Genomic DNA, 15,133 nt, shown 5'->3' with positions numbered 1-15,133 from the left:
CTCCAAAAAAATAAGTAATTTAATCTATGATAACAAAGGCAAACAAATAAAAAAACCGTCAAATTATTTGACAGTTTTCAGAATAAGTATTTGATAAAAAAGAAAATACATAAGACCAGTAGACCGACGGCGGAGACTAACCAGCTCGTTTGTTTTATCCAAATAAATTTACCGTAGCAAAAAGCTGCGCCAGCGCCTGTGAGTAAACTAAAAAGATCCATGATTTCATGATGTTCAATCACACGGGCAATCATCAATATGCTAAAAAGGATGAGACTAAAAATACCCGAGGTAGCTAAAGCTAAATCGGTACTTGTTTGTGCTCGTTTTTCTTTTTCCATCAAGTAACCTCCAATAATAAATTATTTTTTACAAAAAATAATAGGGTATCAAATAGATAAGAGCATATAATATTGTTTTTTCTTAATTTCATTATAAATGAATCCGATTACAAAGTCACTGATTTAAAAGCAGTTAAAAAGTTAAAAATGAGAGAAGAACTATAAGATGTTAGTGTATACTAGTCATTGAAAGAGGTGAGAGTGTGACACTTTTTTATTTTATTAGACATGGAAAAACAGAAATCAATGCTGAAGGACGCTTTAACGGTGGAACAGTGGATTCTCCATTGGTTCCCGAAGGAATCGAGGCAACAAGGAGAATCGCACAACATTTGAAAGATGTTGCTTTTGATGCAGCTATATCCTCGCCGCAAATGAGGGCGCAGACAACGGCGAAGATGATTTTAGCTGATCAGAAGAAGGCCCCCGAACTAACCATTATTGAAGGCTTAAGAGAAATGCGGCTAGGTGATTGGGATGGTAAAAAAATTACTGAGATCACTGGTAAATATCCGGAAGATATAAATCATTATCGAACACGCCCAGATTTATTCGATTCAAAAAAATTTCATGGAGAGTCTTATGCTGAATTAATCGAACGGAGTAGACAAGTAATCAAAGAGATCACTCATCAATACCCAAATGGAAATGTTTTAGTTGTAAGCCATGGAATTTTATTGATGGCATTATTAAATACATTAAAAGGGATGACCCTAGCCGAAATTCGTGAAGGAGGCATCGTAGATAACTCAAGTCTAACGATTATGGAATTTGATGATTCTAAGATTGATTTTCATGCATGGGGTGAGACCTTCTAATCCAGAAAAAAGCATCCTCGCTATTGAGGATACTTTTTTGGTTTAGTAGGATTAATCATTAAATAAATCTTTGCGTTTTTTACGAAAGGCCAACTCGATCATTGTTTCTTGATCAGCTAGGGGCACAGAAGCATCTGTTAAATAGTATTCATAACTACGGTAAGTAAAAATGCCATTTTCTTGCTTGATGGCTTCAATCAATTCTTTATATGAATCCGTCAGATCATCATAATCACCGATATAAAGCGTTCGTACTGCTTGATAGCTTGGAAGCAAGTAACTCTGGAATTTTTCAGTTGAAGGCAATTCTTTGTTGATGGGAAATCCAATTTCAATTTCTAATAATTCATCTTTCGGTAGTCCAGATTCATCAAGATTTAAATACGAAATAAACGGTGTCCCGACTAACTCAGCACCATTCTTTTGGATATATTCTAATAATTCTACAAAAGAAGTACCAATAAAAGTAGGTAGAAATTCATGTGCTATATGGGTAGATGTTGAGACGACGAGCTGCTCTGGTTTTGTAATTTTTTCAATTTGCATAGGTATCCTCCATCGTATGATGCTATTACATTATTGTATCAATTAATGAAATCGAATACAAACTAGAATGATTATTCTAGAGGGTCAAAAGCTGATAAATCACCATGGCGATTCAAATAATTAAAAAAGATTGGAAATAAGTCAACATCTGCTTTTTCTAAGTATCTTTTTGAGTCGAGTTGTTGCCAATCCTTTAAAGGAATTCTCTTATCTAATCTTTTTTTTGCTTGTTGCATCGAAGGACGTCGCTTATAAACGATTCGATTCAATATTTCTCCTTTAGCATATAGATAGCAATAAAATTTACCTTGTTCAGGAAGGATGCCGACAAATCTTTTATTCTGCATAATCTGAAGGGTTTGCTTATTTCGACGTAAAAAGCGTTGAACGGTCAAATATTTTTGCCACCACTGTGCGGATGCTTCATAATCTTCTCTTTGATTTGCCGCTTGGACCCGTTCTTCAATGCGTGTTAGCAAGGCAGTAGAATCACCTATCAAGGTAGCCTTAATTTCTTTTATTCGTAAATCAAATTCCTCTTCTGGAGATATATTCTGGTAATTTGCCACGATACCAGCGGCATATTTTAATGGACCATCCAAACGGTATATGCTATTGATAATCTCTTTTATTTCTTTGATTTTACTCTCTTTGTAAAAAGGCCCTAATACTAAACCTTTTTCAGACCAGTCACTTACAACATTTAAATATGGCGAGGATTCGATAAATTGAAAATATCCGTAGCTTTCATAATAGTTCATCATTCGGTTGTATCGCGGGCGGAATTGATGAATCAGCAGGCATTCTAATAGTAGTGCATCAAATTCCGTGTCAACCAATTCAACCTCAAAATCATCAATCGAACGGACCATATCGAGGACTTTTTTTGAATGTTGCGAATTTTTTATAAAATAAGAACTAACACGTTGTTTTAGATTTTTAGCTTTGCCAATATAAATAATTTCACCCTTACTATTTTTCATTTTGTAAACACCAGGGGTTTGAGGCAATGAACGTATTTTTTCTTTCAGCATAAGAAACCTCCAGCTAGAAATAGTTAATATTTTGCAGTGCTTTAAAAAGACTTTTGTTTATTTTTAATTCTCATGAGACTATATATAAAGATCATTAAACTTATTTTTATCGTTCGTACAAAAAAATAATACGAAAAATAAAAAAAACGGGGCTATAAATTAAGTCGTTCTATTTAGTGTGTGTTATAATTAGTTGGATTAAAAAAAATTTAAGAATTATTGAGAGAACGGAGAGATGATTAATGGCTAGTAAAGTTTTAACACGACGCGAGTTGCGCCAGCAAAAACGGCAGAAGTCCAATAACTATCGCTACCTAAAAAAAGGTTCTGCTGTTTTAGGTACAGCGTTAGTAACGGTTTCCGTTGTAGCACCTTTATTAAAGACACACCAAGTAAAAGCAGTTGAAGATCAAACGACCGCAACGACGTCCAATGCAGATAAAAAAGCATTTATTGAAAAAATTTCAAAAGAAATCCAACCTTTAGCTGATAAGCATGACTTATATGCTTCAGTAATCATTGCTCAAGCAATCATTGAAAGTAATTGGGGACAAAATGAATTTGCTCAAGCACCTTACAATAATCTTTTTGGTTTAGAAGGACAATATCAAGGCCAATCAGCGGTTCTTGACAAGACTGATTCAGAATCTGGACTTACTCAAAAGAAAGAGCTGAAAAAATATGGTTCGTTCAAAGAAGCTGTCCAAGATTATATTGAAATTTTAAAAACGACTTCTCAAGACGGAAAAGAAAATTATTTTAGCGGAACATGGCGAAGCAATGCACAGGATTATCAAAGTGCAGCGCAAGCGTTAGAAGGCCGTTTCAATAAAGATCAAAGTTATGTCCAAAAATTAGTTTCAACAATTCAAGAAAATAATTTAACAACGTATGATGCAACGGAACCTGTTACAGCTCCTGTTGCACAAACAGCACAAGTAACGACTTCCGCACCGCAACAATACACGGTTCAATCAGGTGACACAGTTAATTCTATCACGGATCAATTTGGAATTGGTGTGAAAGAGTTTACCGATTGGAACAGTATCACGGATAATAATATTTATGCAGGTCAAACAGTGGTCGTTGGAAATGGCGAAGCAGCCCAAGTAACTAATGACCAAGTTGTGAATCCGCCAGTCGTAACAGATACATCAGATGTTACAAATGCCACAGATGACAACACATTACTTTCTACAACACTGCCAACTACGGATGATGCTGTAACTCAATTAGATACACCTTCTGCCGAAACAGCAGTAGAAGTATCACCTGTAGCTGAAACGACACCAGTGCAACAAGAAGAACAACCTGCAACTAAGCAAGATCAAACAGTATCTCAAAATCAAACGACAGATCAAATTGCTAATCAAAATCAGATAGTTGACCAAACAGCAACAACTGATCAAACTGCCAATCAAAATCAAGTAGCTGATCAGACAGCGACAACTGATCAAACTGCCAATCAAAATCAAGCAGCTGATCAAACAGCGACAACAGATCAAACTGCCAATCAAAATCAAGCAGCTGATCAAACAGCGACAACAGATCAAACTGCCAATCAAAATCAAGCAGCTGATCAAACAGCGACAACAGATCAAACTGCCAATCAAAATCAAGCAGCTGATCAAACAGCGACAACAGATCAAACTGCCAATCAAAATCAAGCAGCTGATCAAACAGCGACAACAGATCAAACTGCCAATCAAAATCAAGCAGCTGATCAAACAGCGACAACAGATCAAACTGCCAATCAAAATCAAGCAGCTGATCAAACACAGCAAACATCTCAAGGTCAACAAATTGTAAACGAAGCTGAAAAATATATTGGTACACAATATGTTTGGGGTGGAAAAGATCCAAGTGGTTTTGACTGCTCTGGTTTGACACAATATGTCTATAAACAAGTAACTGGAGAAAATATCGGTTCTTGGACAGTCGCTCAAGAATCATCTGGAACACAAATCGCTGTGAGCGATGCGCAAGCTGGAGATTTATTATTCTGGGGCGATCAAGGTGCGACGTATCATGTGGCGATCTCAGCCGGTGGCGATCAGTATATTCATGCTCCTCAACCAGGTCAAACGGTTACTTATGGTTCGACTCAATACTATACACCAGATTTTGGTGTTCGCGTAAATTAAAACTATTGATACCCGAAACTCGTGCAGACGAATTTTTCGGGTATTTTTTCATTTTCGAAATTTTTGATTTATTGTTATACTAAAGGCGATAATAAAATGAAATGGGCAATTAATCGTTCCCATAATCTAAGAGGAATAAATGAAATCAAAAAAAAATGAGTTGAAAGTTGGTACATTCCAAGAACCTCATAAAGAGAACCAGTTACTACAGATTCTTGATCAGCGAATTGAGTTGTATCCAGAAAATAAACGTCGACCAATCAATAAAACTATTTTATGTAATGAATATTTTCAACTTACCTATAATGTTCGTGATCAAACGATGGCCATTTCTTCGCGAGGCGATCTAGTCTATTCAGCGATCCCTTATGATACTGCACGAAATTATATTCAACGTGCAGCGATTCAATATTTATTGCATCCGACAGAGGTCAGAACATACATTGAATCACATAAAGAAAATCTAGAAAAATATTTAATGCTGAGCCTGTTTCAAACGACGCAGCAAAAAGTGGCAGAGGATTCGAAGGAAGTTAAACAGGCGTATCAAGCTATTTTTCAAAATCCTTTGTTGGAGATCCAAATCCTTGGAAGACTCATACAACATGATGAAACAGGGCCATTATCAGCGAATTTAGCTGGAAAATTTTTATTTAGTGAAAATGTTAAAACTGGAATAGCCGGATATATCTCTGAGTATCTAGCCTTTGTTGTTCAAGTGACACAGTCTTTACCACTAATGATTGATGGTCAACAGATTCAATTGATACAAAATGCAGTAGACGTACCATTGGGATTACATTATGAGACGGATATAACTCCTGGCTTAGCTTTATTACCGCAACCAGTTAAACAGCGTATCGAATCAGTGTTAGTTGTTTCTAATCAAGAAAATTCAATTAATACGAAGCCATTATTACGTTCTGAATATGGTGCTGAATTGTCTCACTTACGTGAAAATTATATAGCCCACAGTGTTCGTCCAGATACTATTGCGAATCATTTTAAAAATGTACACTCGAATGAAAATAAGAACCTGATCAATGTCATCTCTGATATCCACGCAAAAGAGGGTGATTTACCGATAGTAAATCATAATTTCAATCTATTGATTGGTGATATCTCAGAATCTCATGTCAGTAATAGTGAGATTGAAGGACTTTATGTGATTGGGGGCCATGAATTAGCCGATAGTTTACCACAAGAACATGATAAACAGTTGGAAGATTGGGACAAGTGGCGGCCCTATTTTAAAGAACGATGGTTCCAAGAATTAATGCTTGATTCAGATGAACAATGGCATTCATTACCGTTAGGAGATCATAAGTTTTATTCTGTTGTTCAGACTGAATTACAAAAACGATTTCCTAAAATGCGTATCCTTAATAATGAGGTTTATACGTATCAGGGTATTCGTTACGTAGGCTTGACAATTCCAGTTGTCTTGATAGAACGGAAACAAGCTCAGCAGAAATTTATTTTACAGACCCTAAAACGATTGCTGAAAGATGATTATGAAACACCGATCGTGATCTTATCGCATGCACCCTTATTCAATGAATTAAGCATGCTATCACCTCAAAGTAGTGCATATAGTAAACAATATGCTTGCGATAATGATGAACTTGAAAAAGTGTTCCAAGATTATCCAGTTTTGGGTGTCGTTCATGGACATCATCACATCCCTGCATCTTCAAGAAGATTTCAAAAAGTGACTTTTGCGAATAAACAATTATTTGTTGTTTGTTCGATCTATTCAAAAATTAATACGGGCTTTGATTTAAGCCAATTATTAGAAAGCACCAACCGGTCATAAGCCTGTTGGTGCTTTTTTATGTTTGACAAGAATAAATAAGAAAAGAAGCTCTATTGAAAGATACATAATTGTTGAAAGTCAATTGTAAATAAATGCTGAAATAAAATGAAAGTTTTTTCTTGACAATAAGTCTAAAAGATCTATAATAAGCAAGTCGATATATCTAAAAGATATATTTGAATTTTGTGGAAGGAGGATATAATGTACGATTTATTATTGTTAGGTTCGTTGATCACTGGTGATAAAACTGGCTATAAACTTCAAAAAATCGTAGGCTCTGCGTTGCAGCCGATGCGTAAAGTGTCGAGTGGGGTATTGTATCCATCGCTAGAAAAATTAGAAATGGATGGAATGATTACTTCAACGATTCATGAAGAGGGACGAAAAACAAAATTATGGCATATCACTGAAAAAGGGATTGAACGCTTTACTTGTTTAATGAAAGCAAAAATTCCGTCCGATGCAAAACGCAATGATATGATCCATTTTAAATTACGATCCTTAGACAGTGTTGAAGTTTCAGAACAGATAAAAATTCTAGAAGAATTTCAAGAGTTTATCGAAAAAGACTTAGTTTTCTATCAAGAAGCTCAAAAGGATATGGTAGAAAAGCATAAACGCTATCCAGAAGTCGCCGAACGTTTTCGAGTAATTATTGATTCATATGAATTAGATATTCAATTAGCCAATACAAAACTTTCTTGGATCAAAAAACAAATAGAAAATCGAAAATAGTCTTTTTTACAAACGATGGATTTTATAATAGTAGGAGTGTTGAAAAGTTATGGAAAAATCTTCAAGCAAATGGTTCGCATTAGTTGCCATGTCTTTAGGTGTCTTTATGGGACTTTTAGATGTTACAGTAGTCAATGTGGCGTTACCAACAATGCAAAAGGCCTTCAATGAGCCTTTTACTCAATTACAATGGGTGTTAAATGCGTATACATTAGTTTTTGCAGTGACTTTATTGATTGTTTCAAAAATGGGGGATATGTACGGGCGGAAAAAAATCTTCTTAGCTAGTTTGATTTTGTTCGTTATTGCTTCTGTAGTAAATGGTTTTGCACCGTCATTACTTATTTTAAATATTGGTCGTGGGGTTCAAGCTGTCGGGGGTGCTGGAATGATGTCCCTATCAATGGCATTGGTCGCATCCAATTTTGATGGGAAACAACGGGGCTTAGCTCTAGGTATCTTAGGTTCAGTTATAGGTTTGTCTTCTGCTTCAGGTCCATTGGTTGGTGGATTATTAGTTGACGCTTTTGGTTGGGAATCTATTTTCTTCATCAACTTACCAATCGGAATCATTGCCGTTTTAATGACCATCCGATTTGTTAATGAAACACCTAGTTATGGTAGAGATCAAAAAATTGATTTTCTTGGTATGATCTTATCTGCAGCCACATTATTTAGTGCGGTTTATGGCTTGATCCAAAAAGAAATGAATATCGATTGGGCTTGGACAAGTGCTAAAGTTGGCGGCTGGTTGCTTTTAGCAGTTATTTTGTTGATCATCTTTATCTTTACTGAATCAAAAGTCAAAAACCCAATGATGAATCTAAAAATGTTTAAAAATATCAACTTTGTCGGATCAGTTATTGTAGCGTTTGCTCTTGGATCTGGGATTTACGCTTTTAATACGTATCTAACAGTATTGATGCAAAACTATATTGGCTGGTCGGCCTTTGATACAGGAATTCGTCAACTTGCGCTTTCTGTTTGGTCACTTATTTTAGGACCAATCGTTGGTATTTTGGGAAATAAATTTTCAAGAAAATGGATGATCGTTGCAGGTCTTTTAATTAGTGGTGCTGGTTTCTTATTCTTGATCAATCAATTATCTCCAACGATGGGCTATGCTCAATTATGGCCAACACTTGTGATGATCGGAATTGCAAATGGGATCGTGAATCCTGTATTGAATTCTGCTGGTTTAGAAGGCGTTGCGCCTCAAGAAATGGGGATGGCTTCAGGATTATTGAATGTCTTCCGTCAATTTGGTACCAGCTTTGGGGTAGTCATTTTAGGTTTAGTTGAAGCGAACCGGTATGCTGATGTCATAAACGATCATGCTTCAAGTATGAATTTGCCAGATAAATTAACAAATGCTTTGATTGATGCTGGTCCATTTTCTGGTCATGAAATTGCTTTTTCTGAGGCGATTAGTAAAGCACCTTTCGCAGCGGAATTACAAAAAGTTGTCATGCATGCTTTCAATGAAGGAATGGTTCAAATCTGTTACGTAGCTGGAGCTATCGTTTTGATTGGTGCTATTGGAGCGGCAATCTTTATGCGTGAAAATAAAAAAATTGTTGAATAATCATTTAAAGACTGACGGTCAATGTGACTGTCAGTTTTTTTTATTATCATTTGTCTAAAATCCTTTTCAAACTAAGAATTCTGAGGTTCATGCTACACTTAAAATAAAAAGTGAGGCGAAAAGATGATTACTACCGATCGTTTCTTCCATGCAGATAAGGCAACACATTCCTTTTTTGAGGGTTGGTACTTTAAACACCAGATAGGAAACCAAGTCTACGCATTTATCCCAGGTATCTCAATCAATGAGGAAGGGACTAAAGAAGTCTTTATTCAAGTAATCAGCCAGCAGGGTTCACATTACTTTCCATTCTCAATCAATGATTTTCACGTTTCAGAGTCCAAAAGACTGATTAAGATTGGTCCAAATCAATTTAGTGAAAAAGGAATAACGCTAGCTCTGAAAAGCAAAGAATTATCGGTGCAGGGGACATTAGTGTACGGTAAGCTCAATCAAATCAAAAAAAATCGTTATGCACCTAGTATTATGGGTCCCTTTTCCTATCTATCCTTTATGGAATGTTATCATGGTATCCTTAGTATGGGTCATAATCTTAACGGCACGTTATTTTGGAATAAGCAATCAATAAACTTTAGAAATGGGACTGGATACATTGAAAAAGATTGGGGCAGTTCCTTTCCTTCAGCGTACTTATGGACCCAATGCAATCAGTTCGTGGAACCAACTGTGCGCTTATTTTTTTCTGCTGCCGATATTCCATTTGTAAGCTTTTCCTTTTTAGGCGTAATTTGCGTGGTTCAACACGGTGAAAGAGAATATCGTTTTTCAACGTATGATGGTGTGAAAGCAGCGCCTATTGTTCGAAAAAATGGGCATTTGATCATTGAATTAATCCAGAAAAATTTACGTTTGAACTTAGAGGTAACAACGGAAGTGGGGCATGCGCTCAAAGCTCCTTCATCAGGTGCGATGAGTCGAATCATTCGAGAAAATGCCAGTACCGAAATTTCATTAACATTGTTTAAGGATAATGAACTAGTCTTTAAAGTAAAAGGGCAATCAGCCGGATTTGAAGAGGTAGGAATTTTAAAAGGATTTGATTATTAAAGAACAAATTTTACTGGAGAGCAACACGGAGATAGTTTGAAATAATTAATTTTAACAAGTAAAAATCCGCAGTGGTCTTAACTACTGCGGATTTTTTGTTATGAGAAGAGCTGCATCAAGAAGCCTGAAATGATCAGAACGATTGCGCCACCTAAACGGTTACCCATTTGAGCAAAAGCAATCAATTCCATCCGGTTTGAAGCAGATAGGACAGCAACGTTACCAGTACCACCCATAGAATTGTTACATAGACCTGCTGCGATTGTTGATTCGATTGGGTACAATCCGAATAAACGACCAACAAAGGCCGAAACGACAGAAATTACAACAACACTTGTTAAACATAAAACAACAAATTGCCATGTCAAAGCGGAGGCTAAAACATTTAAGTTCAATAACGCAATACCGATACCAGCAAGGACAGCAGCTGTTAAGTTTTTAACAATCAGATTATTGAACATGATTGCTGCATCTTCGTAATATTTAGGTAATACATCCGTGATTTTACAAATGACCACGATGATAATCATGAAGGCATACGCATGGATTTTAGGTAAAAAGAAGTTACAGATTTGACCTAAGATAAAGAAAGTCAACGCAACCATCAAACCAACACCTAGTTGAGCGATATCAGGTTTTACTTCCCGTGGTTTTCCATTGTTAAACATAAAACAACAAATTGCCATGTCAAAGCGGAGGCTAAAACATTTAAGTTCAATAACGCAATACCGATACCAGCAAGGATAGCAGCTGTTAAGTTTTTAACAATCAGATTATTGAACATGATTGCTGCATCTTCGTAATATTTAGGTAATACATCCGTGATTTTACAAATGACCACGATGATAATCATGAAGGCATACGCAAGGATTTTAGGTAAAAAGAAGTTACAGATTTGACCTAAGATAAAGAAAGTCAACGCAACCATCAAACCAACACCTAGTTGAGCGATATCAGGTTTTACTTCCTGTGGTTTTCCATCGCCAAGATCACCCTTTTCCATTAATTTACCATTCCCATTGATTTTTGGGAAGGATTGACCTGCGCGTGCAACTAAGGCAGCCCCGATAATCGCCAAGACGTTGGTCATAGCCGTTGCAGGGATCAAACGAGAAATAATAGAAGAAGCATCTGTTCCTAAAACATGAGCATAAATTGATGATAATGGAACGGCACCCGCACCAACACCACCAGCCATGGCAGGCAATGAGATATACAAAACAGAATTAGCAAAGCCATTACCGATCAGCATACCAACAAGACCGACAGCAAAGAATGAAACAACCATTGAGATCAATGCGACTGGGATAAAACGAACAGAAGCTTTCATCAAAAGTTTACGGTCCATTCCAAGAATACTACCAGTGATAAGTGCAGCAATATAAAAATCTAAGAATCCCATGTTGCTAACAAAGTTCGTTGTTGATTCAACAACTGAATGTGGAAGGATTCCGAAAGTGGCAATAGCTGCAGAAGCAAAAATCGCAAAAACGGAGCCACCACCTAAATAACTTTTAACGATTGGAATTTTGTTCCCAATAAAATGGAATAAATTACCGAAAATAACAAGAATTGCGATTGGTCCGATCATGTTCGTTGGCAATTTACCTAAAGCCATCGCTACGATCAATACAGCAACTATGATTAAATAAAGTGGAAGACTAACACCAGTAATCTTAGTAGACCAGAACCAATTTTTCTTTTTTTCAACGACCGGCGTAGTTGATGTATCTTTTTGTGACATTTCAAAAGATCCTTTCTTGAATAACTTTGTGTTTATCCCCATGAAAATGAGGGAGCAGAGGAACTCTACCCCCTCATTTTGAGAGTTAGTATTTATATCATATGGTTAAAGGAATTACGCTTAGTATTCAGGAACCCATTTAGCAGCTTCAACTGCAGCTTTGATATCTGAAATTTCTTCGCGATTCAATTTTTGTTCAACGACTGATTTAACCACTGTTTCAGCAATTACTTGAGAAAATTCAGTGATTTTTGCAACTGGAGGTAAGATAGATGCTCCTGGTTTAGTTACATCAACGATACCACCTAAAGCGCGACTGGCTTGAGAAATGATTTCATCATTTACACGTGTTGAAGTTGAAGCAATCAGACCTAAGCCTAAACCTGGGTACATTAAAGCATTATTAGCTTGACCGATTTGGTAAGTAACCCCGTTATACTCAACGTCATCTGCAGGAATCCCTGTTCCAATCAATGCTTTTCCGTCAGTCCATTCGATCAAATCTTGAGCTGTTGCTTCAGCTAATTTTGTTGGATTTGATAAAGGCATAATGATTGGACGAGGCGTATGTGCAGCCATTTCTTTAATGATCGCTTCACTGAAAGCACCTGGTTGGGTAGAAGTACCGATCATGATTGTTGGATGAATTGTTTTTACAACGGCTTCTAAGCTTGTAAGTTCCGCATTGTTCGCAAATTCAGCACGTTTTCTAGCAAATGGAATTTGTCCTGGAGTCAAGCCTTCAGTATCTTCAAATAATAAACCTTGTTTATCTACTTGATAGAAGTGTTTACGCGCTTCTTCCTCAGTTGTTCCTTGGCGAACCATTTCTTTTAATAAAATATTAGCAATACCAACACCAGCAGTACCAGCACCAAAGGTCAAGATTGTTTGATCTTTCAATGCTTCGCCGGAGATGTTCAAACCACCTAAAACACCAGCAAGTACAACGATCCCAGTTCCTTGGATGTCATCATTGAAGGTTGTGATTTTGTCTTGGTATTTTTCTAAGATGTTTGCAGCATTTCCACGGCCAAAGTCTTCCCAGTGTAACAATAATTCAGGGAAAAGATCTGTTGTAGCTTCAACAAATTGATCAATGAATTCATAATATGTTTCGCCTTCGACACGGGCATGACGGTTACCTAAGTAAAGTGGGTTATTCAATAATTCTTCGTTGTTGGTACCAGAATCGATTGAAATAGGTAATACTTGTGCAGGATTGATTCCAGCTGCAGCTGTATAAACCATTAATTTACCGATTGCGATATCGACACCATTAACACCCCAGTCGCCCATACCTAAAATTCCTTCAGCATCTGTTACGACGATCAAACGGATATCACGTCCATCAGCTGCATTTTTCAAGCTGTCTTTGATACTTTCAGGATCATCGATTGAAAGGAAGGCAGCGTCTTGAGGTTCAACAAATAATTCATTGTATTGTTCGATTGAATCAGCAACAACTGGATCATAAACGATTGGCATGAATTCAACCAGATGTTGGCCCATCAATTTATAAAATAGCGTTCTGTTTGTGTTAAATAAGTTCATTAAAAAGATACGTTTTTCTAAATCCGTTTGCTTGCTTAAGTATTGACCATATGCTTGAACAGATTGTTGTTCTAATGTTTGAACGGTACTAGGTAGCATACCTGTGATGCCGTATTTCGCACGTTCTTCTTTTGTAAATGCTGTCCCTTTATTTAGAAATGGGTTGTTTAATAAATTTAAACCAGTAATCATAAAATAAATCCTCCTAAAGTTTTGATTGCATACGCAGTATACGAGGGAGTAAAGTTTATAGTCAAAACCCATAGCAACGATAAATATCATTTATATAAAAGACCATATAATTGCAATTTATTTAGTTATTAATAATCTTTTTTCTGCTTTTAAATATTGATATACCAGCGTTTATCTTACTTAATTTAGCATTTTGTTGATTAATATCAATAAATTAGCTTTAGGCTAAAATCAATCAAAAATAAAAAAGCTCATCCAAAATTTATTAAAAATTTTTGGATGAGCTTTAATTTGAAAATAAATATTATTTTGCTTGTTGAATCAATTTCATTATTTCAGCTGTTTTCAATGGATGGCTGATTTTAGGGAATAATTTTTCAAAAAAGATAGTGTGCAATTGTTCATCACGGTCAGCACAAGCATCTTCAATGACTAATAAGTGGTAACCGTGTTGATAAGCATCTAATGCCGTGGTATAAACACCATTCGCAGTTGCGACACCTGTAAGGATCAAAGTATCAATTCCTCGACGGCGAAGTTGTAAATCTAAATCTGTACCAAAAAAAGCTCCAGGATTGTATTTTGTTACTTCAATAACATTATTAGCGGTTGGATCAGATGCGATACCCATCGATAATTCTGCATAGCCTTCCGGTAATTCCGTTCGCTTAGCAGCTGAGTGATGGGGATGTAGATAATGGAAGGTAGATACGTCGACATTGACTAATGTAATCAAGGCATCAGTATTTTTAAGAGCTTTGGCAATTTGATTATTTGCTTCAAGCACCTCGGTATTTGAATGAGGGAGAAGCGTACCAGAATTTAAAATTCCTTCTTGTAAGTCAATAGAGATAAAGGCTGTTTTTGATAAATCTAAAGTTTGAATCACTGATATTCCGGCTTTCTTATTTTTTATAACTGGATCATAGCAGAAAAAAGTAAATTTTGACAATAATATTTTTTACTTTACAAGAATCTAGAAAAGAATTAAGATATAATAAATCGCACGCGATATATTAAGGAGCTTTTATATGACTAAAAATGTTTCTCGAAATGAATTGAATTTGACTAATCAGCTTTGTTTTGCGATTTATGATTCAAATCGTTTATTTAATAAATTTTATCAGCAAGCATTAAAACCATTTGAATTGACCTATCCTCAATACATCGTTTTATTATCGCTTTGGGAAAATGATCGTCAAAGTCTAAAGGATTTGTCAGAAGAGTTGTCGCTTAAAAGTAATACGTTAACACCTTTATTAAAGCGGCTAGAGGATCATGGATGGGTTGTTAGAAACCGACCAACGTCTGATAAACGTCAATTAGAAATTTGTTTGACAGAGAAAGCCAATGAAAATAAGGATGCTGTTCTTCAAGCGATTGAAACATGTATCGGAAATCAATTAGATTCAGATATGTTGTCTTATCAAAATGCGTTAAATACTGTTTTGAAGATCAATCATGGGCTTAAAGAATTGATAAACGAATAGTTCAGATTCATTAAAAATTGAGAGCAATCCTCTTTGAAGTGTACAGTAGTATAGTTCAAAGAATTT

At 36.0% G+C, this 15,133-nt stretch carries 12 protein-coding genes and 2 pseudogenes; 7 read left to right on the top strand and 7 right to left on the bottom strand.

Annotated features, from left to right (window positions below):
- Positions 1–77 precede the first annotated feature (77 nt).
- A complete protein-coding gene (locus ACQKTA_RS12685) occupies positions 78–341 on the bottom strand; it encodes a DUF6442 family protein (protein ID WP_332580909.1) in 264 nt (87 codons plus the stop codon).
- A gap of 203 nt (positions 342–544) precedes the next feature.
- Between ACQKTA_RS12685 and ACQKTA_RS12680 the strand changes: the two genes are divergently transcribed.
- The gene (locus ACQKTA_RS12680) at positions 545–1,159 is read left to right on the top strand and encodes a histidine phosphatase family protein (RefSeq protein ID WP_427814655.1); all 615 of its coding nucleotides are present in this window, start codon (positions 545–547) and stop codon (positions 1,157–1,159) included.
- 51 nt (positions 1,160–1,210) lie between these two features.
- On the opposite strand, the gene ACQKTA_RS12675 is transcribed toward ACQKTA_RS12680, so the two are convergent.
- Both ACQKTA_RS12675 and ACQKTA_RS12670 read right to left on the bottom strand, forming a co-directional pair.
- Entirely contained in the window at positions 1,211–1,705 is a 495-nt protein-coding gene (locus ACQKTA_RS12675; protein ID WP_427814654.1) for a GyrI-like domain-containing protein, read from the bottom strand.
- Positions 1,706–1,776: 71 nt separating this feature from the next.
- The gene (locus tag ACQKTA_RS12670; RefSeq protein WP_427814653.1) at positions 1,777–2,739 is read right to left on the bottom strand and encodes a GIY-YIG nuclease family protein; all 963 of its coding nucleotides are present in this window, start codon (positions 2,737–2,739) and stop codon (positions 1,777–1,779) included.
- Between the two features lie 242 nt (positions 2,740–2,981).
- On the opposite strand from ACQKTA_RS12670, the gene ACQKTA_RS12665 reads away from it, so the two are divergent.
- From ACQKTA_RS12665 to ACQKTA_RS12645, 5 genes are all read left to right on the top strand, one after another.
- The gene (locus ACQKTA_RS12665) at positions 2,982–4,883 is read left to right on the top strand and encodes an NlpC/P60 family protein (protein ID WP_427814652.1); all 1,902 of its coding nucleotides are present in this window, start codon (positions 2,982–2,984) and stop codon (positions 4,881–4,883) included.
- 139 nt (positions 4,884–5,022) lie between these two features.
- Positions 5,023–6,699, top strand: a complete 1,677-nt coding sequence (locus tag ACQKTA_RS12660) for a metallophosphoesterase family protein (protein WP_427814651.1) — start codon at positions 5,023–5,025, stop codon at positions 6,697–6,699.
- Positions 6,700–6,900: 201 nt separating this feature from the next.
- Positions 6,901–7,434 (top strand): PadR family transcriptional regulator, encoded by a 534-nt coding sequence (locus tag ACQKTA_RS12655; protein WP_332653588.1) that lies wholly within the window; start codon positions 6,901–6,903, stop codon positions 7,432–7,434.
- 49 nt (positions 7,435–7,483) lie between these two features.
- Entirely contained in the window at positions 7,484–9,019 is a 1,536-nt protein-coding gene (locus tag ACQKTA_RS12650) for an MFS transporter (protein ID WP_427814650.1), read from the top strand.
- 123 nt (positions 9,020–9,142) lie between these two features.
- Positions 9,143–10,087: a tocopherol cyclase family protein gene (locus ACQKTA_RS12645; RefSeq protein WP_427814649.1), complete on the top strand. Its 945-nt coding sequence runs from the start codon at positions 9,143–9,145 to the stop codon at positions 10,085–10,087.
- A gap of 98 nt (positions 10,088–10,185) precedes the next feature.
- Here the strand turns inward: ACQKTA_RS12645 and ACQKTA_RS12640 are convergent.
- The 4 genes and pseudogenes from ACQKTA_RS12640 to ACQKTA_RS12625 all read right to left on the bottom strand — a co-directional run.
- Positions 10,186–10,746: pseudogene (locus ACQKTA_RS12640) on the bottom strand (2-hydroxycarboxylate transporter family protein); the annotation flags it as partial.
- Positions 10,746–11,831, bottom strand: a pseudogene (locus ACQKTA_RS12635) (2-hydroxycarboxylate transporter family protein); the annotation flags it as partial. The pseudogenes ACQKTA_RS12640 and ACQKTA_RS12635, both read right to left, overlap by 1 nt.
- 120 nt (positions 11,832–11,951) lie before the next feature.
- Positions 11,952–13,649 (bottom strand): malolactic enzyme, encoded by a 1,698-nt coding sequence (locus ACQKTA_RS12630; protein WP_427814930.1) that lies wholly within the window; start codon positions 13,647–13,649, stop codon positions 11,952–11,954.
- Positions 13,650–13,881: 232 nt separating this feature from the next.
- Positions 13,882–14,472 (bottom strand): isochorismatase family protein, encoded by a 591-nt coding sequence (locus tag ACQKTA_RS12625; protein WP_427814929.1) that lies wholly within the window; start codon positions 14,470–14,472, stop codon positions 13,882–13,884.
- Positions 14,473–14,608: 136 nt separating this feature from the next.
- On the opposite strand from ACQKTA_RS12625, the gene ACQKTA_RS12620 reads away from it, so the two are divergent.
- The gene (locus tag ACQKTA_RS12620) at positions 14,609–15,067 is read left to right on the top strand and encodes a MarR family winged helix-turn-helix transcriptional regulator (RefSeq protein WP_427814648.1); all 459 of its coding nucleotides are present in this window, start codon (positions 14,609–14,611) and stop codon (positions 15,065–15,067) included.
- Positions 15,068–15,133 lie beyond the last annotated feature (66 nt).

The organism is Enterococcus sp. 22-H-5-01, from assembly GCF_050310005.1.
In the GTDB taxonomy this organism is placed as follows: Bacteria; Bacillota; Bacilli; order Lactobacillales; family Enterococcaceae; genus Enterococcus_A; species Enterococcus_A hailinensis.
The sequence above is the reverse complement of the archived record's forward strand: the minus strand, read 5'-3'. Positions and strand labels throughout refer to the sequence as shown.